Source organism: Rhizobium sp. BK313, assembly GCF_014193655.1.
Taxonomy (GTDB): domain Bacteria; phylum Pseudomonadota; class Alphaproteobacteria; order Rhizobiales; family Rhizobiaceae; genus Rhizobium.
The window spans coordinates 156,074-181,547 of record NZ_JACHZQ010000004.1 but is presented as its reverse complement, the minus strand read 5'-3'; the positions used below and the strand labels follow the sequence as shown (position 1 = coordinate 181,547).

Genomic DNA, 25,474 nt, shown 5'->3' with positions numbered 1-25,474 from the left:
CAGTGACAGAAAGAAAACCGCATGCGATCGCCGGCAATTGGGCGACCCTGCTCTTGCCGATCGGGGCGGACGACGAAATCGAATTCGCAAAGCTCGGCGAGGAGGTCGACATCCTGATCGCAGCGGGTGTTGACGGCATTTATTCGAATGGCACGGCCGGTGAATTTCATAGCCAGACCGAAGCCGAGTTCGACCTCATTCAATCGATGTTGGCCGAACGATGCACGAAGGTCGGCATGAACTTCGTCATCGGCGCGTGCCAGCCGGATGCTCGCATCATGCTGGAGCGGATTCGCCGCTCGACGCTCCTAAAGCCGCTGGCCATCCAGGTCATCCTGCCCGATTGGTGGCCTGTGACGGATGAGGAAGCGATCGATTTCCTGAAGCGCGCCGTCGATGTCGGCAACGGTATCCCGCTGATCCTCTACAATCCGCCTCATGCCAAACGCGTCCTGGCGCCGCAAGGACTGGGCAGGATCTGCGCGGCGGTACCAGGCGTAATCGGTGCGAAAGTGGCTGATGGCGACAAGCAATGGTATGCGGAAGCGCGCCGGCACCTTTCGGACCTGGCACTGTTTGTCCCCGGTCATCATCTCGCGACCGGCATCATGGAGGGCGTCGCGGCAGGATCTTTTTCCAACGTCTGCTGCTTGAGCCCTCGCGGCGCGCAGGCGTGGACGGCATCGATGCAGGAAGACATCCATGCCGCACTCGATCTGGAGCGCCGCATCTGCAAGTTCATGGAAACGCATATCGTCCCCTATCGCCAGCGGTCAGGCTACTCGAACGCAGCGCTTGACAAGCTCCTCTGCGCTATTGGCAACTGGGGACCTGTCGGCACTCGTCTGCGCTGGCCTTACCGCTCGATCGACATTGGCGACGCAGAAAGACTGCGAGACGTCGCGCGAACGGAACTCAGCGAGCTTTTTGTGTAATCGAGGCGACTGGAATATCTGCGGCGTTCAGCGAAATTGCAACCGATCCCGCCTCTTGCCGCTTTACAAGTATGCGCGCGTGACACCGCCCCGAAACGATGCGCGGGGCTCATCTGAGTAGGCCGCTCAGAAAAGTCACGTATCCCGAAGGTCGTGGCACGATTGCTGGTTCATAAACGACACACTCCGAAGAATCTCGGCCTTCCAAAGGTACCGGGCGTTACTTCCTCGGAAAGCATCTTTCGCTCGCCGAGACTGGCGCTACGGCCTTGGCGCACTGGCTAGAAGATGACTTTCAATTCTCTTTTCGGTGAATTGCCGGGTGAACCACGAGGGCACCTGACCACCCTCCCTGATGCGATCAAGAAAATAGGCTGCAAGCCCTGCGCCTCTGACATGCCATGTTTCCTTATCCATACTGAATCGAGATCGGCTCGGAATTTGACCATCGGCTCTGTCGAAGGTTCGATCCGTGTAGTGACATCGTCGTTGCCGACGTCGACGCGAACGACAGTATCTCCACACCAAGATTCGAAGTACCCTCGCCGTACCCTTGCGAATCCACGTTTCGTAACCACCCCGTTACTTCTACGGCGCGGCTGCTCGTAGCCTCCGGAACCACCTCGGCGACATGATCGCTATAGCACTCCGGGAACCAGTGGGGCGCGGCCTCGTTTGCCTTTTCAAAAGCCATATCGATCTCCTTCGGACGTTTAGCGCTTTTTTCACGGATTTGCCGGAGCGGCTGCCGCTCAGGCGGCAATCCGGGCGCATGACGTGAAGGCAGCCGCTCACTCCACGTAAGGTTCGTTCACCGGCGATGTAGCCTCCCCGATGATCGTGACAAGTGGAAGTGCTCATGGCGGCGATGGAATACGCCGTCGAGAGGCAACGCCTAGCAACAAACATTTCGGACTACCCTTGCAGTCTTCGGAGGAGCATGCCCAAACGCTCCTCTGACGGGCAATCGTTGAGATTCGGCCGAATTGGGACGCCACCTCCGCCTCGATTCCTCACTTCGCTTGGGCTGTAGCCGAACGCCCGTTTGAATGCCCGACCGAACTCCGCGCCGTCACTGAACGCTCGCTCTTCGGCGATCTGGAAAATGAGGCGCCGATCATTTGGGTCGGTCAACGCAGCATAGGCGCTGAGCAACCGGCGGTGCTGAATGTAATGCATTACCCCGCCAAAGGGCTCGAACAGGTTGTAAAGCCGCGTACGCGAAACGCCGAGCTCCCGCCGAACCAACTCGCTCCCGAGTTTTGGATCGAGCAGTCGGCTATGCACCAGTTGCCGCGCCCTTTCGAGAAGCACATTGGCGATCGGTCCTTCGGCAGCCTCGATATGATCTGCGGACGGCGAAACGCAGGCAAGGATCATCGCCCGCGTCGCTGCGACCAGTCCTGGCAGATCTGTCTGGGTAAGCGTTGGCAGACGATTGGCGACGTCAGTGAGGTAGTCCGAGAACAATCCCCCCATGCCGGTGCCAAGCGTGGAAAATTCCGCCGAACCGAGCGTGGCGGCGGTTTCGACGGAAAGGTCGCGCGGCACGAAGAGCACGAGCATTTCGCTTTTATCGACAGCACCGTTGAAGGAACGACCAAGCGAATGGATCTGGACTTCGCCAGGCCCCGCGGCAAACGCGCCTCGTCCTGCATCAGTCCGAATCTGTCCCCATCGCAAGACAGTCATCGTCCAGTGATCGAGGGGATCGCGCCGGACATATCCCGGCAAGCTCGAAAATGAGAGGCTGTCCGTACTGATCTGCGCAAGGACGAGACTGCCAAGATCCCAAAGCTTCTGTCGGCCGCCGAAGTAGGCGGTCGTCGGATCGGCATCAGCCAGTTCGAGCATGGGCGAGAAACTATCGCGCCAAGCGGCAAACTGGTCCGGTCGAGCCAAACCCTCGGTCGAAAATTCGAAGGAAGGAAGGTACGGCGTCCGTTCTTCAACCGGCATCGCATCGGCTGCCTCGCTATCCGGGCTGGCAAACCTCTCGTAGTCCAACTGCGGCTCGCGCGATCTGCCATGCGTCATGAGATTTTCGCTAGTCATCGCGTCACCTCCAGTTGGCCGACGGCAGGACGCGACCGGCTGCTGAGTGGCGGAAAATTCTCGCACAGGAAGAGAGCCGAGCACGTTGGACGCAAATTGCGGAAGAGACCTTCGAACTCTGTCGCAGCTGTGTCGACCCGCGGCACGACAAGCGGGGCGGCATCGTCAATAACCGTATGGCGCCCCACCACATTGCCGTCATTGCAGCTTATGGCGTCTTCAGGCCTAAAATGCTGAACAACACCACTCGAAGCGGCGACGTTTTTTTCAAGTCCGTGGTTGAGCGCCAAGTCTGCCGCCATTGGGCGAATAGCAGATATGCAGTTCATTCGTACTCTCCTCTCGGGTCCACGAGTGAGGGCCGGGTGACGTCTGAATGATGCAAGCGATGTGTTATCTGCAGGCTCCGAACGCAGCCTTTCGTCGCACACGGCGGGTATCGCCGCGCTCATGAGTGTTCATTTGGATATTTACGACATACCGGCCTATGGAAGTCGCTGTTCCTCCCACCTGCAATCTACCCCTCTAGCCCCCTTTCCTCAACCATCAGATGAAACACGCCATGGCTGGATCGCCGGACGATGGTATCGCATTGTATTCGCGTCAAAAAACGATCCCCGCGCATGCCGCTTCTCCCTTATGACTCGCGATCTGGCGCAGTCATCGCACCGCTCGACAGCAGCGTCGCACCCCACTTTTCAGACGGTGTGCCCTCGCAATAAACAATGAACACGATCAGAATAGGCACGCCAATGAAAGCCCCCGAGATCCCCCACATGACGCTCCAGAAGAAGACCGCAAAGATGATGGCGAAGGGGGATACTGCCAGCGAAGCACCCGTAAGCCGCGGCTCCGATAGCTGCCGATGATAAACTGGGTCACATTGAGGCTCGCGAAAATGACGACCGCCATCTGCATGAACCGAACTGCGCTATGGCAAACAGCGTCTGAAGCGCCGTCGCAACAAAATGGCCCAAGAAAAGGGATGTAGTTGAGTGCGAAGGCGATCGCACCCCAGGCAGCGGCAAGTCCCAATCCGGCGCCCAGTGCAAACAGCCAGACCACCAAGCCAGTGAGGATACTCGCGAACGTCCGAACAATCATGAAGCGGCGCAGCATTGCACCGATGATTGGCCCGCAGGATGCGCATGCCAAGGGGTTGGGCAGCTAGTGCAATAAGCCGGGCATTGAAATCTTCCACCTCGAGCAAGCCAAGTATGACGAAGATGAAGACCAGCAACGCAAAGCCGGCGAAGCTGTTTACTCGCCCAGCCATCCTCTGCACAAAGCGAACCAGCCAGCTCACATCGAAGCGATCAGCCAACGGGCTCGTGACCGCGACGCCATGCCCTTCCAGTCAATTTGTTCAGTCGACATAGATCGTCTGGAAGCGCTCAGCGTTGACAAGTGCCATTGCGCGAGCTTGCCGAACCCCCAGGCTACGCACGAGCCGATGGAGACCATAACGACCATCGTCACGATCAATCTGATGAGAAGGGCCAAAAGCTTCGGAAGCCAGCGCTGCAACATGGCCTGGCACGGCCAGACCAGCGTAATGACAAATGGCAAAAAAGATAAGCGGCGCGAAGATCGATTGCGAGACATAAAGCAGAGTGAGTAAGAGGATGCCGGTCGCTATCGACCCGATCATGCGACGGCCACTTGCATCGAGCATGCCCACCCCTAAACTATTGTTCTGTTTGCCAGATTCCCACCACCGAAAGTCGGGAGCCGGCATCGCATGAAATGATGCGGAGACGGACCTCCGTCGCCGCGCGCAAGGCAAGCGTTCTCGGCTGGCCATAATACGCGCGGGCTTGAAATCCCGCCCATTTCCGCAAGCTAGCTGGCCGCGGTTGTCTTCTGCAACGCGTCACGCAAGACCTGCTCCTTCGTCTCGTCGAGAGAGGTCTTGAGCACGACGCCGCCAAAAGGCGATATCTCCTTGAGGACCTTGTCCGCCGTCATCTCCTGGATCAGGACGAATAGCGCGCCATTGCCCGCATGAAGATTGGCCGCGAGTTCCTTCATGAAAGCGTCGTTGATACCAACGTCGGTCAAGGCGCCACCGATTGCGCCGGATGCGGCGCCGACCGCCACGCCGAGAAGCGGATTAAGAAACAGAACGCCTATCAGCAGCCCCCAGAAGCTGCCCGATGCAGCACCGGCGGCCGTCGTATTGACCAGCTGGTTCAATTTGATCTTGCCAGCCTCCGTCTTCGTGGCGATGACAGCATCTCCAATTTTGATCAAGTACTCTTTCTGCAATTCGAACAAGCGCTGACGCACTTCCTCGGCTTTCGCTTCGGTCGGGTAAACAATTGCGATCAGATCAGACATGATTACTCCCCTTCAACTGGGCTTTGGACAGACACGTTAAGAACAAATCATAGCCGGGAACATACTGAAGGAATTGGCAAGGAATCCCGTAGCTTGGCCTGCGTCTCCTTCTTTTGTCCCCAACGTCAGGCATCTCAGCCGCAGCCGGCTCAGCCATAGGAGCCTTCACCTTTTTGGGCTCGGCCCTCGGCCTCGGCCGGAATGCGAAACCACAGCACATAGAGCACTGGCAGGAAAATCAGTGTCAATGCCGCAGCCACCACCAGTCCTCCAATGACTGTGAAGGCGAGTGGCGACCAGAACGGATCGCGGATGATCGGCAGCATTCCGAGGACCGTCGATCCCGCCGTCAGGAAAACCGGCCGCAGACGGTGGGCGGTCGCATCGATGACACCCCGCCATGTCCTGCCTTTCTCTTCCATCGCGATGTCAATCTGGTCGATCAGCACCACCGAGTTTCGGGTGATCATGCCGATCAGAGCGATTATCCCGAGAACCGCAATGAAGCCCACCGGCGTGTTGGTGATCAGCATAATCAACACAACACCGATCAACCCCAATGGCACGACACTGATGACGAGCAGCAGGCGCTGAACGCTTTGCAGCTGGAACATCAGCACGATCAAGATGATGATCGCCATGACCGGAAGCATTTCGACAACCGATGCCAGCCCCTCTTCCGCGCCCTCGACCGCGCCGCCTACCTCGATCTGGTAACGCGGATTGGCCTTGCGCAATTCGTCGATCTTGCCGGCTGCCGCCTCAACCACGCCGGCAGCCAGCATACCTTCGGCCGTGTCCGCCTGAACGGTGATCGTCGTTGAACCGTCTCGACGCCAGATGACTGGCTGCGTGGTCTGATAGTCGATCGTTGCGATGCTCGAGAGCGGCACGGTATGATTGGGGCCGACCGGGATCTGCAACGAACGGATCGTGCTGATGTCGACACGCTCCTCGGCCGTCGACCGAGCAACGACATTGATTAGGTAGATCGAGTCCCGGACCTGAGTGATCGGAACACCGGATGCCGTCGCAAATAGCGTCTGGGCAATCACCGAGGAGTTCAGCCCGACCAGCCGGGCACGATCTTGATCGACGTTGATGACGATCTTGCGGACCGGTTCGTTCCAGTCGAGGTTGGGCTGAACTACGCCAGGGACCTTGTTGATTGCATCGGCCACCTGCCACGCAACATTGCGAACCCCGGGAATGTCAGGGCCGCTGACGCGGTATTGAACGGGCCAGCCAACGGGTGGTCCCATTTCCAGCGGCGAGACGCGCACGATGATGTCAGGCAGCTTTTCGTCAAGCGCCTTCTGAAGGCGTGCCTGCAGCGCGTCACGCGCGCCGACGCTCTTGGCGATCACCACCGCTTGGGCACGGGACGGCGCCGGCGCCTGCAGATCCATCGACAGATAGAAGCGAACCGGATCCGAACCGATGTAGAAGCTCCAGTCGGCCACATCCTCGTCAGCGGCGAGGACTTCCTCGGCTTTCGACACTTCGACGGCCGTGGCCTCCTGGGAAGCGCTTTGCGGCAGGGTCAACTGCAGAATTAGCTCGGGCCGATCGGATGCCGGAAAGAACTGCCGCTTCATGGCGGACGACCCAACAAGCGCTAGCGCAAACAAGGCGACAGTCGCGAGGACGACGACGAGGCGCATCCGCATGCAGGCATAGAGAACATTCTTGAAGCCTCGCAGCAATGCGCCGTCCTGCTTCTCGCCCGTTGCCGTCCCTGATTTGAGAACAGCAAGGCCGATGATCGGCGTCAACAATACGGCGACCAGCCAGGACACGATGAGCGAGAAGCCGATCACGAGGAACAGCGACCGTGCATACTCGCCCGAAGAGCTGCTGGCGAAGCCGACCGGAATGAAGCCGGCGATCGTCACCAACGTTCCGGCCAGCATCGGAAACGCTGTCGAGGTATAGGCATGCGACGCCGCCTTGACGCGTTCATAGCCCTGCTCGAGCTTCGCCATCATGGTCTCGACGGTCACCATCGTATCGTCGATCATTAGCGTTAACGCAATGATCAGCGCTCCGAGCGAAACGCGCTGTAGCGCGATGCCGGTAATGTCCATGAACAGGAAGGTCAAGGCGAGAACAAGCGGGATGGAGACGGCGACTGCAATGCCGGCACGCACCCCGAGTGCGAGGAAGCTGACGCCAAGAACGATCACCACGGCCTGAGCCAACGACGTCGTGAACCCACGGATGGCCGTCTTGACCACTGCGGGCTGGCTCGCGACGTGTGTCAGGTCGATGCCGATCGGCAAGTCGTCTTCAAGTTTCTGCATCGTCGCGTCGATGTTCCTGCCGAGTTGCAGAATGTCGCCACCGGATGCCATCGAAATGGCAATGCCGATCGCCGGCTTGCCCTTGATCCGGAAGCGTGGCTGGGGCGGATCGACCGTCCCGCGCACGACGCTGGCAATATCACCGAGGCGCACAAACCCGGTCGCGGTTGGAATATTCAGCTGTCGCAGGGTGGTCTCGTCGGAAAGGCTGCCCGAGACCTGCAGGATGGTCCGATCTTGTGCGGACGTAATCAGGCCGGCGGGTAGAACGGCGTTTTGCGCCTGTATCGTACCAATGACCGTCGCCGCACTCAGGCCCAGACTTGCCAGCCGCTCGGTCGAGAATTCGATGTAGATCGTCTCGTCCTGCGTGCCGATCAGTTGAACTTTGCCGATATTATCGAGCTTGAGCAGACGGCTCCGCGCCTCGTAAGCCCAATCACGCACCTCGCGGTCACTGAAGCCATCGGACGTGAAGCCATAGATTATACCGAAGGTGTCACCGAAATCGTCATTGAAGAACGGCCCGCGCGCACCCGCCGGCAGCGTCGACACCATATCGCCGACCTTCTTGCGGGCTTGGTACCAGGATTCGCCCACCTGATCGGGAGGCGTCGAATCGTCAAGCGTCACGTAGACAATCGACTGTCCGGCCGTTGTCACGCTGCGCAGGCTGTCGAGATGCGGCACCTCCTCAAGCGTCCGCTCGAGCCGGTCGGTGATTTGATCGGCCGTCTGCTCAATGGTCCCGCCTGGCCATCCGGCGGAGACGATCATTGTCTTGAACGTAAACTCCGGATCTTCGTCACGACCGAGATTGAGATAGGCAATCACACCCGCAATCGCGGCGAGCAGCACCAGGAAGATGATGAGGCTCTGTCGGCGGATCGCCCAGCCCGATAGGTTGAAGCCCTCGTTCATTCTGCGCTTCCTTCAAGCAGGCGGACGGGCATGCCTGGGCGAAGCTGCTGTACCCCAGCGACGACGACGTTATCTCCGCTCGACAGACCTTTGGTCACGAGGAAATCCTTCGTATCGAAGCGATGTACCTCGACAGGCACAAGCTTGGTCGTCTTGCTCGCAGCATCGACGACCCATACCGCGCTCCGGTCACCCTCGTTGAACAATGCCGTTGTCGGCAACCGTGCTACCGGCTCTCCAGACAGCCGGATCGTACCGCGGACGGCACTGCCGAAACGGAAATCGTCGGGCGCGGTGTCAAGTCCAACACGCACTGTGAAGTTGCGTGTTATCGGGTCAGCCGTCGGTGATATTTCGCGAACCGATCCCGTCGCCTTGACGTTGGGATTGCTGAGCAGTTGCACTTCGACACGCGCCTCGCCGCCGGTGCTTTGGATCGTTGCCTCGGGAACCTGGAAGACGGCATCGCGCATTCCAAGTTGCGCGACGCGCACCACCATTTGACCACCGCCGACCACCTGTCCAACCTCGCCCCCGATCGCAGTGACGACGCCGGCAGCGTTTGCCTTCAGAACACGATTGTCGAGGTTGGTCTGAGCGATCCGCACAGCGGCTTGGGCCGCATCAACGCCGGCCTGCGCGGTGCTCGCCTGGGCGATAGCGGCGTCGAAGGCCTGACGGGTCGAGGTGCGGGGATAAAGCTGCTGCTGCCGCGCCCGCTCGGTCTCGGCGTTCTGTGACTGCGCCTGGGCAGCGAACAGATTTGCTTCGGCCTTCCGCATGGCGTCCTGCGCATCCTCGGTATCGAGGCGCGCGAGAACGGTGCCCACCTCAACGAGATCACCCACCTCAACGTCTCGCTCTCGGATTTCGCCGCCCTGCCGGAAGCTGAAGCTGGTCTCCGTTCGTGGCCGGATCTCCCCGACAAGCGATCCGTAGGTATCCTCGGGATTGAACGAAACGGCGACCGTCTTGACCGGCCGTGGGGGACGCTCGCCGGCCTCGTCCTCGCGTTGGCACCCGGCAAGAACAAAGGCAACCAACACAGCGGCGGACATTGCATGAGATTTTGATGCAGCAAGGCGCGTTTTCATGGGTTATTCCCCCGGATGCTTTATCGGCATGACGATACAGTGTCCGCGCGGACGCCCTCGGGATAAGGAACGGCCCAAGCGAGACGGCCGCATTGGCGAAACGACGAGGCAAAAAATGCGCCCGCCATTCATCAATCCATAGGTCCCGGTGATCAACGCGAATGCTAGAAGTCCTGAGTAGGTACCCAAGTCACGATGCTCCATCAAACGCCCGAATCAGGGTGCGCCGTCCCGGGAACCCGAAGGCGCAGTGCTCCTTTAAGAACTATAGAGCGGTTCAAGAAGCGAAGTGATCAGCATAGAATCCGGCAAACAGGCCTCCCGTCCAGATTTTAGCAGTTTGCTGTTTAAGGAATATCTGTTCGTATGAGGCCGAAACATTCGTATTTTGTTGCCAGTGTGCCACGATATGCTGAATCCCGTCAGTGCTTCTGGAATTCATCTTCTACCCTCGCCGCAGAACCGACTGTCTGCGAGATGCCTTGCCGATCACCGATTTGAAGAGCTTGCCAGGGAATTAAGCCAGCCATGTCCTCAATGCGATTGTCGGTCATTGTGATCGTGCTGCTGGCTCTGGTCGGCTGTGGTGGACCACGCGCCGTGCTCGGCCTGCCTGCGGCATCACACTCGTCATCGGCAGCGGAGCCGCGGGCAACCGTCCCGATCTACGTTGCCACCTCGCGCGCCCAATCCGACAATCTTTCGCTGCCATATTCGGCCGAGCGGTCAAATACGCTGAATTTTGCGAAACTCGAAATTGGCATTCCCCAAAATCACGTTCCTGGACGCGTCGAGAAAAGCGGGCGTGCCCCCGATCCGAGTCAGCATTTTTCCGCACGAACCTACCAACCGATCGCTCAACGACAAGAATTCATCCGGCAACTGAATGCGGCGCTGGCCCAGCGCGCGCCCGAAAATCGCGAGATTTTCATCTTCGTGCACGGTTACAACAACAACTTCGCCGACAGCGTCTTCCGCAATGCCCAGATCGTCTACGACTATAACGTCAAGTCGGTCGCCCTGCATTACGCCTGGCCCTCGGGAGCGTCGATCCCTCTCTATGTTTTCGACCGCGACAGCGCGCTTGTCGGTCGGCGTGGACTTGCTGAGACGATCGAAATCGCTGCGGAAACCAACGCGAAGAGAATTGTCGTGGTCGGTCACTCGATGGGCGCTTATGTCGTCACCGAAGCCCTGCGCGATCTGGCCCTCAGGGGCCGCACCAGCACTCTGAAGCGCCTGGGCGGTGTGGTCCTGGCCGCGCCCGACATCGACGTCGACGTGTTCCTGAGCCAGCTTGACGATATTGGCGAGATACCGCGACCATTTACGATTCTCGTTTCGCGGCGCGATCGGGCGCTGAGGATATCCGGGCGCTTGGCGGGCGGCCATCCCCGCGTCGGTAGAGGTTCCGATGTTGCAATCCTGCAGAAGAGAGATATCGCCGTAATCGATGTATCCGACATTGATGGCGGTCGGCACAATGTCTTCGCCAGCTCACCGACGCTGATGGAAGTGGTCAACAACGATGCCCTGGTGCGCAGCGTCCTTCGGGAGGACCAGGGACCGGCCGGCCAGACCATGCTCGCCGACGGCGCATCAGTCATCGAGGGTGCCGCATCTCTAGTGATTTTCCTTCCAAGCCGCATTCTGGGCGGGCTTGCGCAGGCTGCCGCCGGGCAATAGCGCACAGGTGCTCCGTAGCGACGCAGGCGAGACTTACCGTTATGCTGCCAGAAGGCCCAGTGTGCCGAGCAGATATACGGCGATAACGTAGTAGAGCACGTGCAGCGCGTATGTCTGGCCGTTGCCGGTGTAGACCCGGCGGACTGCTCCGGCCATGCCGATTGTCAGATCGCAGACGCCATCCCAGATAAAATTGGCAACGGGTGTGACGAGCGGAGCAAATGCCGCACGATAGAAGCGGTAGAAATGCGCGGTGCTAACGGGAACAGAGCGCCCTCGCCCGCTTCGGTAGATCAACAGGAAGAGCCCAAGCAACAATGCTGCGACTGTCACACTGATGGCCATGATCGGCACGGGGTTCCAATAGCCATAGATGGTTTCCAGCGACATGCCCTGCCAGACCAAGGTCGAGGCGAAGTACGGATCGATCGCTGCCGATACCGGATCCATCAACAGCTTGGGGAAGAACGATAGCAGGAAAATTGCCAGGATCAGAATGAACTGTGGAACCAGCAGCGCCAAAGGCGCCTCCGTCACTCGATCGTGCTCCGACTTTCTCTGCCCCAGGAAGATCGAATAGGCGAAACGGAACATGTAGAGGAAACCAATAAAGGTCGCGAGCAGGCCGCCGATCGCAAGGCCGTACCAACCTCTGTCGACCATCGCGCTCAAAAGCAACCATTTTCCACCAAAGCCGGCGAGCGGCGGCAGGCCGGACATCGAGATAAGCGCCACGACCACGGACGCAAAATTGAGCGGCATCCGTTTCGCCAGTCCCCCGGCTTCATCGAACAAGCGCGTGCCTGTCTGCAGGATAACGGCAGCTGCGGCGAGAAAGAGGATGCCCTTGACCATCAGATGATTGGCGACGAGGTAGAACGCCGTCACCCAGCCGAGATGGCTCATCAAGGCGATCGCCGTGATGATGTAGCCGATCTGGCTCATGCTGGAATAGCCCAGCATGCGCTTCAGATCGCTTTGCTGAAAGGCCATCACCGCGCCGGCAAGGGTCGTCAGAAGTCCGATCCAGCCCATCACATGCGCCAGCTCCAGCCCGACCTCGGAACGAATGGCGAGATAGGTCACCATGAACAAGCCGAAGACGGCCACCTTGCTGATGACCGCCGAAAGCATAGCAGACAGATCGTCATCCGCCTCTGCATAAGCGCCCGGCAGCCAGACGTGCACGCCAACGGCACCAGCCTTGATCAGAAAGCCGATCGCCAGAAACAGGAAAGCGGGCGCAGCAGCCGGACCAGCGGTGGCAAACGCCGCAAGCGCCCCGCTACCGTTAGCGCTGGTAGCAATGCCGAAGCCTGCGAGCAGGCAAAACGCCGACACCAGCGAAAACAACAGAAATTGCAGCACGTAGGGGTGGGCACCGGGCCGTTGGGCGATCAGGAAATAGGAAGCAAGAGTGATGATCTCCCAGTGGAAGAAGAACTCAAGGCTGGTCGCTGCGTGCAGCAGGCTGGTGATCGACAGCAGCAGGATCGCCATCATTGGATAGAAGCCGGGACGAGAATCGGCGCGATAGAGGCACGCGAATGCGATGACCAGGCTGCCTGCGAAGAGAAGTACGGCGAACAGCCGGCTCAAACCTGCGATATCAGCAATGATCCAATGGCCGACAACGAGCACTGCCAGCAGCATCAGGATGCACTTGATCCGGCCGGCAAGCCCATCGAGAAGGCAGAGGACGCCCCCGACGCAAAGCGGTACAACAATCCACACCGACGCAACGCCCGCGGTCGCTGCGGCAGCATAGCCGCTTGCAAAAAGCAGAATGGCACTGACGATCACCGGCGCCAATCTGGTCAGCGAAGGACTGACCGGCATTTCGCTGCCCGACGGCAACCCGCTGTCCGCTTGGCTCGGCATCGGTCGCGTCGCCTGCTTGAACCAGCGGAACATGTAAGCTGCCTCAAGCAGCGACCCGACGAGAATGACCGCAATCCAGATAAATCGCTCGCCCGCCGCCGCATGCATCACGAGTTCCCATTTCGCCCAGAAGCCCGGAAATGGCGGCAAGCCGGCAATTGCGACGACAAATACGGCAAGGAGGGAGAGAACGAGCCGATTGCCGGCGAGATCGGACCAATCGGCGATTTCGCGGCGGTCGACAATACCGGCAAGCCAGAACAGACCAGCCTTCGCCAACAGATGGTTGACGAAGAGCCCTCCGACCACCAGCGGCAACGACGGTTCGGCGCCAAGCTGGTGCAGCAGCGCCAGCGCGAGCATCAGCAGGCCCATCTGCGCGATCGAGGAATAGCCCAGCATCCGTTGCACGCTGGTTTGCGTCAGCCCGACGAGATTGGAAAAGAGAAAGGTGACCCCACCGGACAAGACGAGGATTCCGAGATGATCGGCAAAAAGCGGCAGCAGTTTGAAAAGCGTGAAGAACACGCCCGCCGATACAACGACCGACACAAGTGCCGCGATGCCACTGGGCGCCGTCTCGTAGACATCGAGCCCCCATCCGTTTGCCGGGAACGGCTTCAGTTCCAGCACAAGGCACGCAAGCACGAACAGCAGTGCGGTCGTGCCGATAGGGCCAGTGATTGCCGTCCGGTCAGCGATCATTCCATCGATATTGAGCGTGCCGGTTACATGGTAGAGAAGACCGGCGCCCAGCAGGAAGAAGGATGAGGCGAGTACGGTTGCCATGATGTATTTGAAGCTGGCTGCAAGCGCCGTGGGCGTTCGCTCGAGCCCAAGAAGCCCATAGGTCCCGATCGACATGATCTCCAGGAAGACGAACTGGTTGAACAGATCGCGGGTCATGACCATGCCGTTGATGCCCATGATCAGGATCAGGTAGAGCAAGAGTGCCGGATAGCTCAGGCGCAGCCGCTCCCAAAAGTGCCAGGCGCAGAGCAGTGCAACGATATCGACGCAGACGGAAAAGAAGCCTTCCCATAGGCCGAAGCGCAAATTGATCGAGAACGGCGGCACACTGCCTGCGGTCAGGATCTCTATGGGCGCCCCGCCATCGTGGACGCGCCACAGGCAGACGCACGAAATGACGGTCATCCCCAATAGCGCAACAACAAAACCCGCCGCCGGCAGCGGCTTGGCGACGCGGTAAAGCAGGGGAATGAGAAAGCCCCCACCGAGGCCAAGCAGGAAGATGTTCAGCGGCTGGAAAAGGCTATTTACCATTTAGACTCCGTCAGCGCGTCGATTGAGAGGGTTTTACTGACAGCGTGGAGCCGGATTGCGAAGGAGAGCATGATCGCGGTGACGGAGAAGCCGATGACGATAGCCGTCACAACCAGTGCTGCGGGAATGGGATCGACGGCGTGCACCGCCGCGTCTGTTTTGCTCAGCGCCTCATCGACGATCGGTGCCGTTCCGCCGGTGACATAACCGGTCGCCACCAGAACAATATGCATACCGGTATCGATCAGCGAAAAGCCTATGATGATGCGCAATAGGTTCCGATGCCTCAGCATGCCCCAGAAGCCGATGAGAACGAGCAGGAATCCAGTGGTGAGAAGGATCTCCGATATTGGCAGCCCCATGACGCTCCTGTCTCCGCCTCAGCTCCGAAACCGATCGATAATGACGCTCAACTCCGCGCCGACCTTGATCCCGAGAAGCGCCGATATCAGCGGGATGGCCCCGGCACTGAAGAGGGTCCCGAAATTGCCGCGCGGCAGGATATGGCTGTCGAGGAACCCCATGCCGAAGACAATACCGACGATGCCGATCAAGACGTAGAACACGCCGGCGAGTGACTCCGCGATGCTCAGGAACCCATGGTGGATCGGCCCTGTGGGGTAGGCGAGCATCAGAAGCATGACGCCGGAGGCAACGACTGCGCCCCCCTGAAACCCGCCGCCGGCCGACAAGTGGCCGTTCATGATGACATAGGCGCCGAACAGGAAGATCAGAGGAAGCACCACTTCCGCGCCGCTGCGCACCAGCTCGCTCGGCCCCCGCCGCGCGCCGAGGGCCACTCTAGGTCGGGCTTTTTCATCCGTTTCACTTGCCAGGAGAAGGCCGACACTCGCCGCCACCATGAACAGCACGGCGACTTCTCCCAGCGTATCAAAGCCGCGAAATGTGATCAGGATCCCGGTCACAACATTGGGGGCGCCAAGATCCGACGGCACCTGCGTCAGATAGTGCACCGCCAGAGCGGAGAGCGCCTGGCGTTCATCATAGCCTCCGACGAGTCCCGCGAAGATGACGCCGAATGCCAGTACGGCGAGTAGGCTGAATGCGCGCCTCATGTTGAGCCCTCTTCGACGGCGCTGTCATCCTGGTCTCGCAGAGCATCGACCACGGTGGTGGCGGCCATCGGTGCGCGAATTGCATGGGCTGCCCGCGATAGGGCATGCGACGACAGCGGATTGGTCAGGAGCACGAAATAGGCGATGATCAGCAGCTTCAACCACCAGTCCGGGTGATAGATTCCGAGGCCGGCAAGAACGAGAATATTGCCGAGCGTCGACGCCTTCGTGCCGGCCTGGATGCGCGTAAAGACATCGGGCATGCGCAACAGACCGACGCCCGCCGAAAAGAGGAAAAAAGCGCCAACGAGGATGACAATACTGCCGATCAGTTCACTCATCGACCGCTCCTCCCCCTCGGGTCTTGCGTATCGCATAGAGGAAAATGAGCGTCGCAAGGCCAGAGCCGATCGCAGCCTCCGCCATTGCAACATCCGGTGCGGCGAGCAGCACATAGGATGCCGCGGCGAACAGGCTTGCCAGGCCGGAGCTGACCATCGCCGCCATGAGATTGCTGAGCACGACGGCCAACACGCCGCTGACCAGAATACTGCCGCATACCAAGAGGATTAGCATCTCGAGCATGACAGCTACGGCCCCTTTTCCAGAAAGCGAGCGATCGCAAGAACAGCCAGAAAGCTGAGGAGACCGTAGACGAGAGCGACGTCGATATAGACGAAACGCCCAGATGTGTGGGCATAGAGCGCGATCAGCGAGATCGTGACGACCGTCAGCATATCGATGGACACCACCCGATCGATCGCCGTGCGACCAATCACGAGCCGCAGCACGCCGAACACGATGCTGAATAAGATCAGGACGACGGCGATCTGCAGAATGATTTCAGCCAAAAACAGCTCCCAAATGCTTCTCGAACGGTCCTACGATCATCTGTGTCGCCGTCTCCGGGTCTGTGGTCTTGACGTCGAGCCAGTGAACGAAGAGCGCGTCGCCTCTGAGATCCATCACGAGCGAGCCGGGTGTGAGCGCGATTGAATTGGCAAGCGCCAGCCGCCCGATCGGCGATTTGAGCGGCATCTTCACCTTCACGATCCCAGGATGAATATCGATACGCGGCGCATAGACATAGCGCAGCATGTTGATGTTCGCCTTCACCAGTTCAACCAGGAAAACGCCGGTATAGGCAACGAAATGAAAGACCTTTGCAGGCGTCACCGCGATCCTCCAGACATCGCCACGGCGCACGAAAATTGCAGCCAAAACAAAGGAGACCAGCGCGCCTACGGCCGCGATCGGTAGCTCGATCGAAGAGTTTATGACCAGCCAGACGATGAAGAGGAGGCCCCAGAGAAAGATCAGGCTCTGCGGCAATCCCGGTAGGCGTGGCTGCGGTGTAGCATGGTCTTCTGGCATGGCGCAGGCTTTCGACGGGTGACGGTGGAGTGTCAGCACGCAGTCCCGGCAGGCAAGCTTACCTCATGAATGTCCCCCTGCCCGCTCAATCTGATCCGCCCCTTCCGCCGCGCGGAGGAGGTTGATGCACTTTAGTGACACCTTAGCATCGCGTACGGCGGGCTGTGATCGGCATTGAATCCAGAAATTATGCTTCCTGTCCGCTATACCGCAGCCGCGCCATGCATTTCAGCGCCACCCCTTGACCTGCACGCAAAACGGCGAAATCAATCACTGAATGGATCAGCCCGGCGACAGGGAAATGCCGCCAGCCATAGGATGGGAAACGCCGAATCCGGTCGGCCTGGATGCGTGATTAGCGGGTCGGCTTATCCGACAGTGGCCTGGCCAAGCGTACGTTGCGGAGAGGCGCGCTGATACCATCGGCGCGACGCAATGGTGGAGGTGAAAGAGCATATGAAATGCCAAGTCGCTACAGCCATTCGGCTAACGCGTAGATCCGGCCGCTCTCCTCTTCGACAGCACCGCCTTAAGGCAGTATCGCTGGTTGCGGCCGAACGGATACACGGATCATGAATCAGAAAGTCCCGCAATCTGAACCCGCCATTCCCGTTGCGCCCAGCCTTGCCGATTTTCGCCCGCTCAGTGCGGCCGAAGCGAAAGTGGTTGCACATCTGCAATTGGGGGACTTCGACAGATTGGGCGACGGCCTGCGCCCGGAAAAGATCGACGCGGAGAGAACAGTACGCGCGGACCTTTTGCGCTACCTCATCCTCGGCAACGATGGCTACCGGTTGCACGAAAAGGGGCTGAGGCTGAGCGGCGCCTGGATATCAGGTATTCTCGACCTCGAGGGATGCCGGATTTCCCGTGACATCGGTCTCAAGGATTGCCACTTCGAAGCCTCGCCTGTTTTGCGCTCCGCCGTTATCGACAACCTCTTACTGGACGGCTCGGCCCTGCCCGGGCTGCAGGCCGATAGGCTGGAAGCGCGCGGATGCCTCTCGCTGCGAGGCGCCATCGTCACGGGAGAAATCCGCCTCTCGGGTGCGCGCACCGGCGGCAACATCGAGGCGGACGGCGCTTCGATTACCTGGCCTGGTGGCATCGTCATTGAGGCGGGCGGATTGGAGGCCCGCGGCGGCGTCCTGCTGCGCGGCGCGAACGTCCGCGGCGGCATCAATCTCTCGGGCGTTCGTCTCGGCGGCGATATCAACGCCGTCGGCGCGCGGATCGAGCGGCCCGGCGAAGTCGCGCTATATGGCGACGCTGTTGTTGCCGGCGGCGATCTTGCGCTGCGCGGCGCGACCATTATTGGCGAGGCCCGCTTTCTCGGCGCCCGTTTCGGCGGTGACGTCGACTGCACCGCAGCCTCGGTTTCGCAGCCGGGCGGGAATGCACTGCGGCTCAACCGTACCACCATCGATGGCGCCTTTTTCCTGCGCCAGAACGCGTCGATCATCGGAACTCTCGACCTGACCGCCACGACGATGGGCGCAATTGACGACGAAGAGGCAAGCTGGCCTCAAACCGGCGATTTGCTCCTGAACCGCTGCCGGTACGGCGCCTTCATCGGTGGCCCCGTCGATGCGGACAGTCGGCTCGACTGGCTCTCGCGTCAGACACCCGATCGCTGGAAGGCGGATTTCTGGCCGCAGCCCTACGAGCATCTTGCGACGGTGCTGCGGGAAATGGGTCATGATGAGGACGCGCGCGCGGTGCTGATCACCAAGGAACGGCTGCAGCGACGCGCACGCCGGGACCGCGCCAAGAATCCGGCTCTGCGGGCCACGCTTGCGACCACTGACGCGATCCTCGCGGTGACGCTTCGCTATGGCCGTCAGCCGCTGCTGGCGCTGGTGTGGATGATGGTTTTCTGGGCGACCGGCACAGCTGTTTTCGCCGTTGCCTACAATACCGGTGCGATGAAACCAAATAGCCCCGTCGTGCTGCGTTCGCCCGAGTGGACGATGTGCGATCTGCCCCGGACGGAGAGCCGCTTCATGCCGACGAGCGGGCAGGAACTGGCAGGGCGCGCAGAGATCGGCCAGGACCAGCTGACGTGCTTCCGCAGTCAGCCGGAAGCGGCGAGCTATCCGGAATTCAATGCTCTCATGTACTCCCTGGATGTGCTGCTTCCAGTGGCTTCGATCGGACAGAAGGATTACTGGCGACCGGACTCGCTGAAACCCAACGGCGGCTTCACCTTGAAATACTATTTCCTGCAGTCGATCATCGGCTGGGCATTGAGCCTCCTGGCGGTGGCAGGATTCTCCGGACTGGTGAAATCACAGTAAGCGACATGCTCCGGCAGCGTCGCCCTATAAGGCCGTGCCTACCCGCCATTTTCATCAAGGCTGCGCTGCGGCCTGGTCTCAGGCTGATCGCCAAAAGTCGGCCCAATCAAGCGATCCAGCGGTTTGCAAACCCGCTCGAACACGGTCTGCAGACTCAGAATCGCCAGATCATCGGCACGAGGAATACCGAGACAACGAAGAACCAGATCAACAATGGTAAGCCGAGCTTCCAGTAGTCACTGAAGGCATAGCCGCCCGGTCCCATGACCATCAGGTTCGTCGGCGTCGCAATCGGTGTCAGGAATGCAGCCGCCGCGGCCACCGCCGTGCTCATAAGTACGGGGCGCGGCGAGATCCCCATCGCCGTCGCCGCCGCAACCCCGATCGGGATAACGATCAGCGCGGTCGCCGTGTTGCTGATGAGCTGCCCCATGATAGCAGTCAGCACGAAGAGGCCGGCAAGCAAGGCAATAGGACCGGCATCGCCGACGAAGTTGACGAGGTGCTCGGCCATCAGCTTTGCCGCTCCTGTCTCCACCATCGCCGTCGAGAGTGGCATCATGGCACCGACGAGGATAACGGTCGTCCAGCCGACAGCGCGGTACGCTTGTTCTACACTCATGATCCCCGACAGGATAATCGCTCCGGCAGCGACCAGACCCGCCACGACAGGTGGTACGACACCGGTCGCGAGAAGCAGAACCATTGCTAGCAGTATGATGATGGCCTGGAGTGCGCCTGGCCCCATGGGCACCGCGTGCCGGCGTACAAGCTCAGGCGAATTGACCACCAGAACATCTGGATCGTCGAGGTGAACATCGAGCGCCTTCCAGGTCCCCTGCAACAGCATCGTGTCGCCGGCTTGAAGTATGATGCCGCCCTTGTCCTTGGTTGCGTTGGCCGCCGCAATCTCGGCGCTCGCGCGCTGCACCGCCAGGACGATCAGGTCGCCGCTTTCCGTGACCATGCCGGGGAAAACGCTCTGGCCGATCAAACCGGAGCGCGGCGGGATGACCACTTCGGCAAGGCCCGAGCTGCGGTTGAATAAGGTACCTTCACCCTGGCCAGCAGTCTGCTCGTTACGGAAGGCCAGATGCATGCGTGTCGCAAAGGCCGCGGCTGTCTCGGCATCTCCGCGCACCAAAAAGTGATCACCCTCGGCGACAAGGGGGCGGCGGAGCGGCCCGGCCGTTTCCCCTTCCTGGATTGCGACGAGCTGCAGCCCTGGATGGCTGGAAAGATCGACCGCCGACGCAGCAGTACCGACAAATGGTGAGGTCGCACGGACTCGCAACTGATATATACCGCTGGCAAGGCCATACTGCTCGACCAGCGTCCTTGCATGACGGCTGAAATCGGCGGGCATCGCAGCGCCGTTGCGCTCGGGCAGAAGCTGCCGTCCGAAGAGCACGATGATCGCCATCGTCCCGGCCAGCAGCGGCACGCCGACAAGGGCAAACTCGAAGAAGCCGAAGCCACCGACGCCGGCATCCTGACCAGCCTCCGACACGAGCACATTCACCGGCGTGCCCGTCAATGCGAGCATCGAGCCCGCATGTGCGGCAAATACAAGTGGCATGAGCAGTTGCGACGAGTTCCGCTTAAGGCGGACGGCGATGACAACCACAACGGGCAGAAGTGCTGCAACAGCGCCATTGACGCTGATCAGCGCGGTGAGCAGCGACACCAACAACATCGTCAGGATCAGAAGACGGGCCCGGCTCTCCTCACCTGCCCCTCTGATCAGAAGCTGGCCAGCCCAGGCGGTAACGCCGGTGACCTCCAGCCCTGAGCTGACGACGAAGAGGGATGCGATGAAGATCACTGCGGGATCGCCAAAGCCGCCGAGTGCCTGGCCGATTGTCAAAACGCCACTTGCCCATAACGCCAATGCGGTCAGCATGGCCACAAAGACGACCGGCAACTTGTTCCACACGAACAGGACGACGGCAACCGCGATGATGGTGGCTGTGTATGCTATAGGGCTCAATCGCGCCGATCCTCATTTGGCCCGCTCGAGCCCTCTCAACACCACCGGCCAACGCGCCGGCCAACGCCGCCGCATTCACCCTTGCAATGAAATTTCCGCGTCGATGACCCGGCGCCCCAGGCGGGGCGTTGTGATATCACTCGTCTTAACCCTACCTCGTCGGCCACCGTCGCGAAAGCGAGGGCCCGACGGACTGTCAGTCATCAATTGTTGCCATCAGCACGCCAATCCGGCAGCCTTTTTCATATTCCTTCAGGTTCACATATTCCTTGATCGTGTGGATCTCGGCCTGGCCGGCACCGATGGTGATAGTGGGAACGCCGTGTTTGTCGAGCCAGTTTGCATCCAGCCCGCCGTTGGAAAAGACATAGACGGGTTCGATGTCGAGGGTTTTCAGCGCCTTGGTCGCGCGTTTGACGACTGGCGCATCCTTGCCGAGTTCGAACGGCGGATAAGCCGGGACCTGGCTAAATTTCAGCTCCGCCGTGTCGCCATTGTCAGCGGTCACCTCGGCCTGAGCCTTGGCGAAAGCTTCCTTGTATCCATTGGCAATCTTGGTCGCGAAGGCGGATTCGGGGCTGCGCGCCTCGCCCTTGATATAGGCATAGTCGGTCACGACGTTGGTCGCGTCGCCCGCCGGCTTGTTGTCCTTGCCGCCGAAGATGCCGACGTTGCTCGTGCCGCGGCCATCTGGCTTGACGACCTTGCCGAACCAGCCGGCCCGGCGCGCTTCGGCCAGGGCCATTGCGCCGACCATCGTGGCTGAGATGCCTTTTTCCGGTGCAACACCGGCATGTGATGCGCGGCCGGTGATCTCCACCTCCCAGTTTTCCTGGCCAACGGCGCCGATAATCAGATCCGACGCCATCTGACCATCGACGTTGATGCACATGGCCGCACCGCCGAGATCGGCAGGATTGAGCTCGCGTGCACCGTGCAGCCCGCTTTCCTCACGCACGGTAAACAGCAGAGTGATCGGTGGATGCGGCAGCTTGTACTTGATCAGCGTCTCGGCGACGACGACAAGAACGGCAACGCCTGTGCGCGCATCGCCGCCAAGCGCCGTTGCGCCGTCCGACACGATGCGGTCGCCCTCGCGTCGCGGCTTGGCACCGGCGCAGAGCGGCACAGTGTCCAGATGCGTTGAGAAAAGCAGCCTCGGCCCCTGCCGCGTTCCGGGAATATCCACGATCAGGTTGCCCGTTTCCGTTGGCAGCGGAATGCGTTTGTTGACGTCGTCGAAACGAATAGCGGAGTCCGGCACGCCGATTTTCTTCAGGGCATCGCAGACAGCAAGACCGATGTTCTTCTCCTGCCCGGTAATGCCTTCCACCGAGAGGAAGCGCATGAGATGTTCTTCCGCCGCAGCGACGTCGAGAGGAATTGAGGTATTGCTCATGTTATCCATCCGATTGTTTGCATCTTGTTTCGTTCAGGGTCGCCGTTACAGTCCCCAAGGCAGACCGATAGCCTTCCAGACCGCGAAGAGACCGGTCCACAGCACGAAAATCAGCACGACGTAGGGAAGCATAAGCGACACGATCGTGCCGACGCCAGCGGACTTGTCGTATTTCTGAGCAAAGCCGACGACGAGCGCGAAGTAGGCGTTGAGCGGCGTGATCGCGTTCATAGGCGAATCCCCGACGCGGTAGGCAGCCAACACAGCTTCCGGCTCAACGCCGAGCTTCATCAGCAGCGGCACGAAAACCGGCGCGAAGATCGCCCATTTTGCAATCGCCCCGGTTAGCAGCAGATCAATGATCGCGACCACGACGATGAAACCGATCAGAAGGGGCAGCGCGCCGATATTGGCCGTTTGCAGTATGCCGGACAGGCTGAGTGCCATGACCGTGCCGATATTGGTGTAGGTGAAATAGGCGACGAACTGGCTGAGGACGAAGAACAGGAATATCGTCCCGCCCATGTTCTTGATCGATTTCTCGATCGCCGCGATCACCTCCGCCAGCGTTTTCAGTGTTCCCGCGCCAATACCATAGGTCCAGCCCGCCACTAGGAAGATAAGCATGATCAGCGCGATGAGCCCATTCATGAACGGCGAGTTGCCGATCAGTTCCCCGGTATCCGGATTGCGCAACGGTGCACCGCTCGGCAGCGTCAGGAACAGGAAGACGACGAGGAGGCCAATCAGCCCGAATAGCGCAAAGCGCAGCCCGCGCGATTCCTGCTCGGAAAGCGTTGCTCCCTGGTTCTGGATGCCACCTTCGGCAGCGGCCGGATCGTAGGTGCCGAGCCGCGGCGCGATCATGCGGTCGGTGATGAATGCAATGATAACCGTCAGGAACAGCACCGAAGCGATGGAGAACCAGAGGTTGGACGCCAGCCCGATCGACCGGTTCGGATCGACGAGATGAGCAGCGTCATTGGTGAATTCGACCAGCACGGCGTCGAGTGGCTTGATCAGCATGTTCACCGTAAAAGCGCCGGCCACCGCTGCAAAGCCGAGCGCGAGGCCCGCCAGCGGATGCCGCCCGACTGCCAAATAAGCGACGCCGGCGAGCGGTATCAGCACGAGATAACCGGCATCAGCTGCAATACTGGCAAGGATACCCACGAAAGCGAGAATATACGTCAGCGCCCAGCTCGGAGAAACAATGACGAGCTTGCGGATCAGGGCCGTGACAAGGCCGGATTCTTCGGCAACCCCGGCGCCGATCATTGCAGCAATCATCAGTCCCACAGCGGTAAAGCTCATGAAGTTGGAAATGAGCGACGAGTACATGAAGCGGATACCCTCGACGTTCAGCAGGCTGCGTATTGCCGTCGATGCCTGCTCAACCGCGTGGGTATCGGGATTGATGCGCTCATAGCTGACCGCCGCGCCGAAGGTGCCGAGCACGGCCGATAGAACGATGACGATGCCGATCAGGATCAGGAAGATGACCACAGGGTGTGGAACCATGTTCCCGACTTTCTCGACGCCGTCGAGAAACCGCTGCATGGTGGTCTTTGATGTGACATTGGCAGTGGCCATGTCCTGCCTCCAATTGAATCAAAGGATTGCGCCCTGAGGCATTAGAATTAAGGTTCGAATGAGCGAATGTTCTGAAAAGGCGTCGAGTAACGGATAGTCATGTCTGCAACAGCGATCCGCTGTGCCGGCCCACGCTCGCCCGGATGGGCCACGTATCGATCGCCGTCACGGCTCAATGCAATGCCCCAACCATTCCATTGTTTTTCAAAGACTAGCTGAAAACGTGCCGCGGCCGTGCCGGCTGCGAACCGCGATGCCAAAAGCAAGCTGGCCCGTTTCTCATCGGAGCAAGCCAAAATCTGCGCGGCCGCAGGCGGCCGGCGCACTATCTCAGCGCGGGCAAGCCGCTACATAAGTGCGACCGGTGTTGCGATCCCGGAACTGGCACTGGCCCGGCCGTCCGGCAACATTGCCGATCACGGCACCCGAGGCTCCGCCGATGGCAGCGCCAACCGCCGCCCCACGCACGTCATTCCTGACCGCGCCGCCAACGACAGCACCAGTCGCGGCACCGATTCCGGCACCCTGTTGCGTCGGCGTGCAGCTTACTAACGCCAAGCCGGCCAATGAGAACAGAATCAACCCCTTCATTATGTCTCCTCACGTGGCGCGTGGGGGAAGCCAATGGCGCTATACCCAAAGAGTATAGGATTGCCGAAGACGGTCTGTGATCGGCATAGAATCCAGAAAGTAAGCTCTGAGTTCAAATTTCTCCAAGAGATGCAGCGGCATAGCACGTGTTCGAGCCGATTTACGGAACCACGGATGACATGAAAGCGATTTTCTCGCTCAAGAGCATCGATTAGGCGATAGCGGCAGTCACCGAAGGGGTGGAGGTACGTCCGCTATCTCAGTATCTCGTTCGATTGAGGTCGGCAAGCCGTGTATTCGGCGGCCACCAGGCGGACGTTATTGAAACAGGCTTGAATGGCAGGCTTTCCACGAAATATCTCGACATAGACACTTCGCGGGTTGGGTTCGACAGGATCCTGCTCGATCGCAGGGAGGGAGGTCCAAGCGCTTTTCGTTCAGGCACCACCTGGACTCAAGAGGCATAGTTCGTCCTCAAACTCGGCCTAGGCCACTGTACGAGAAACGACTTCTTCGATTCCGGTCTTTTCGAAATCATCCGCGTGGAAAAGAATGGATCTCGACGAGCCTATGACTTCGTGAAACGGGAGTCCTTTGACAGGTTTTTCCGTGACCATGATAGCCTGGCAAGGTTGGCGGATGGGTGGATGCGGCC

The 25,474-nt window shown here is 59.9% G+C and carries 19 protein-coding genes and 1 pseudogene; 3 read left to right on the top strand and 17 right to left on the bottom strand.

The features are described 5' to 3' along the window. The first annotated feature begins 2 nt into the window (after positions 1-2). Complete coding sequence (locus tag FHT86_RS21150; RefSeq protein WP_133709441.1) at positions 3-935, top strand: dihydrodipicolinate synthase family protein; 933 nt, start codon at positions 3-5, stop codon at positions 933-935. Positions 936-1,850: 915 nt separating this feature from the next. Here the strand turns inward: FHT86_RS21150 and FHT86_RS21145 are convergent. The 6 genes and pseudogenes from FHT86_RS21145 to FHT86_RS21125 all read right to left on the bottom strand — a co-directional run bounded on the left by FHT86_RS21145 (position 1,851) and on the right by FHT86_RS21125 (position 9,648). Next, positions 1,851-2,990 carry a helix-turn-helix domain-containing protein gene (locus FHT86_RS21145; RefSeq protein WP_246779598.1) on the bottom strand — a complete coding sequence of 380 codons (1,140 nt, stop codon included), beginning with the start codon at positions 2,988-2,990 and terminating at the stop codon, positions 1,851-1,853. Between the two features lie 637 nt (positions 2,991-3,627). Then, positions 3,628-3,831 (bottom strand): annotated as a pseudogene (locus FHT86_RS38930) (AI-2E family transporter); the annotation flags it as partial. A 525-nt stretch (positions 3,832-4,356) separates the two neighbouring features. Beyond that, entirely contained in the window at positions 4,357-4,665 is a 309-nt protein-coding gene (locus tag FHT86_RS38925) for a hypothetical protein (protein WP_409527612.1), read from the bottom strand. A 167-nt stretch (positions 4,666-4,832) separates the two neighbouring features. Then, entirely contained in the window at positions 4,833-5,330 is a 498-nt protein-coding gene (locus FHT86_RS21135) for a DUF1269 domain-containing protein (RefSeq protein WP_133709440.1), read from the bottom strand. 149 nt (positions 5,331-5,479) lie between these two features. Then, positions 5,480-8,554, bottom strand: coding sequence for an efflux RND transporter permease subunit (locus FHT86_RS21130; protein ID WP_133709439.1), 3,075 nt, complete (start codon positions 8,552-8,554; stop codon positions 5,480-5,482). Continuing rightward, positions 8,551-9,648, bottom strand: coding sequence for an efflux RND transporter periplasmic adaptor subunit (locus tag FHT86_RS21125; RefSeq protein WP_133709438.1), 1,098 nt, complete (start codon positions 9,646-9,648; stop codon positions 8,551-8,553). Before FHT86_RS21125 ends, FHT86_RS21130 begins: the two co-directional genes overlap by 4 nt. Positions 9,649-10,176: 528 nt before the next feature. Between FHT86_RS21125 and FHT86_RS21120 the strand changes: the two genes are divergently transcribed. Continuing rightward, a complete protein-coding gene (locus FHT86_RS21120) occupies positions 10,177-11,334 on the top strand; it encodes an alpha/beta hydrolase (protein WP_133709437.1) in 1,158 nt (385 codons plus the stop codon). Between the two features lie 39 nt (positions 11,335-11,373). On the opposite strand, the gene FHT86_RS21115 is transcribed toward FHT86_RS21120, so the two are convergent. From FHT86_RS21115 to FHT86_RS21085, 7 genes are read right to left on the bottom strand one after another with little or no spacing between them, the layout of a single operon-like run. Further along, positions 11,374-14,499 carry a proton-conducting transporter membrane subunit gene (locus tag FHT86_RS21115; RefSeq protein WP_133709436.1) on the bottom strand — a complete coding sequence of 1,042 codons (3,126 nt, stop codon included), beginning with the start codon at positions 14,497-14,499 and terminating at the stop codon, positions 11,374-11,376. After that, positions 14,493-14,861 carry a sodium:proton antiporter gene (locus FHT86_RS21110; RefSeq protein ID WP_133709435.1) on the bottom strand — a complete coding sequence of 123 codons (369 nt, stop codon included), beginning with the start codon at positions 14,859-14,861 and terminating at the stop codon, positions 14,493-14,495. Before FHT86_RS21110 ends, FHT86_RS21115 begins: the two co-directional genes overlap by 7 nt. 18 nt (positions 14,862-14,879) lie before the next feature. Continuing rightward, positions 14,880-15,575: a hydrogen gas-evolving membrane-bound hydrogenase subunit E gene (gene mbhE, locus FHT86_RS21105; protein WP_133709434.1), complete on the bottom strand. Its 696-nt coding sequence runs from the start codon at positions 15,573-15,575 to the stop codon at positions 14,880-14,882. After that, positions 15,572-15,916, bottom strand: a complete 345-nt coding sequence (gene mnhG / locus FHT86_RS21100; RefSeq protein WP_133709433.1) for a monovalent cation/H(+) antiporter subunit G — start codon at positions 15,914-15,916, stop codon at positions 15,572-15,574. Before mnhG ends, mbhE begins: the two co-directional genes overlap by 4 nt. Beyond that, positions 15,909-16,160: a hydrogenase subunit MbhD domain-containing protein gene (locus FHT86_RS21095; protein ID WP_133709432.1), complete on the bottom strand. Its 252-nt coding sequence runs from the start codon at positions 16,158-16,160 to the stop codon at positions 15,909-15,911. The genes mnhG and FHT86_RS21095 overlap by 8 nt, the downstream gene beginning before the upstream one ends. 5 nt (positions 16,161-16,165) lie before the next feature. Next, entirely contained in the window at positions 16,166-16,426 is a 261-nt protein-coding gene (locus tag FHT86_RS21090; RefSeq protein WP_133709431.1) for a monovalent cation/H+ antiporter complex subunit F, read from the bottom strand. Further along, positions 16,419-16,949 (bottom strand): Na+/H+ antiporter subunit E, encoded by a 531-nt coding sequence (locus FHT86_RS21085; protein ID WP_133709430.1) that lies wholly within the window; start codon positions 16,947-16,949, stop codon positions 16,419-16,421. Before FHT86_RS21085 ends, FHT86_RS21090 begins: the two co-directional genes overlap by 8 nt. A 572-nt stretch (positions 16,950-17,521) precedes the next feature. Between FHT86_RS21085 and FHT86_RS21080 the strand changes: the two genes are divergently transcribed. Further along, positions 17,522-19,246, top strand: a complete 1,725-nt coding sequence (locus FHT86_RS21080) for a hypothetical protein (RefSeq protein ID WP_133709429.1) — start codon at positions 17,522-17,524, stop codon at positions 19,244-19,246. A gap of 154 nt (positions 19,247-19,400) precedes the next feature. On the opposite strand, the gene FHT86_RS21075 is transcribed toward FHT86_RS21080, so the two are convergent. From FHT86_RS21075 to FHT86_RS21060, 4 genes are all read right to left on the bottom strand, one after another. Next, complete coding sequence (locus FHT86_RS21075; protein WP_133709428.1) at positions 19,401-21,236, bottom strand: SLC13 family permease; 1,836 nt, start codon at positions 21,234-21,236, stop codon at positions 19,401-19,403. A gap of 196 nt (positions 21,237-21,432) precedes the next feature. Continuing rightward, a complete protein-coding gene (locus tag FHT86_RS21070; RefSeq protein WP_409527611.1) occupies positions 21,433-22,635 on the bottom strand; it encodes a M20/M25/M40 family metallo-hydrolase in 1,203 nt (400 codons plus the stop codon). 45 nt (positions 22,636-22,680) lie between these two features. After that, positions 22,681-24,228 (bottom strand): AbgT family transporter, encoded by a 1,548-nt coding sequence (locus tag FHT86_RS21065; RefSeq protein ID WP_133709426.1) that lies wholly within the window; start codon positions 24,226-24,228, stop codon positions 22,681-22,683. Between the two features lie 330 nt (positions 24,229-24,558). After that, positions 24,559-24,819, bottom strand: coding sequence for a glycine zipper family protein (locus FHT86_RS21060; protein WP_133709425.1), 261 nt, complete (start codon positions 24,817-24,819; stop codon positions 24,559-24,561). Between the last annotated feature and the right edge of the window lie 655 nt (positions 24,820-25,474).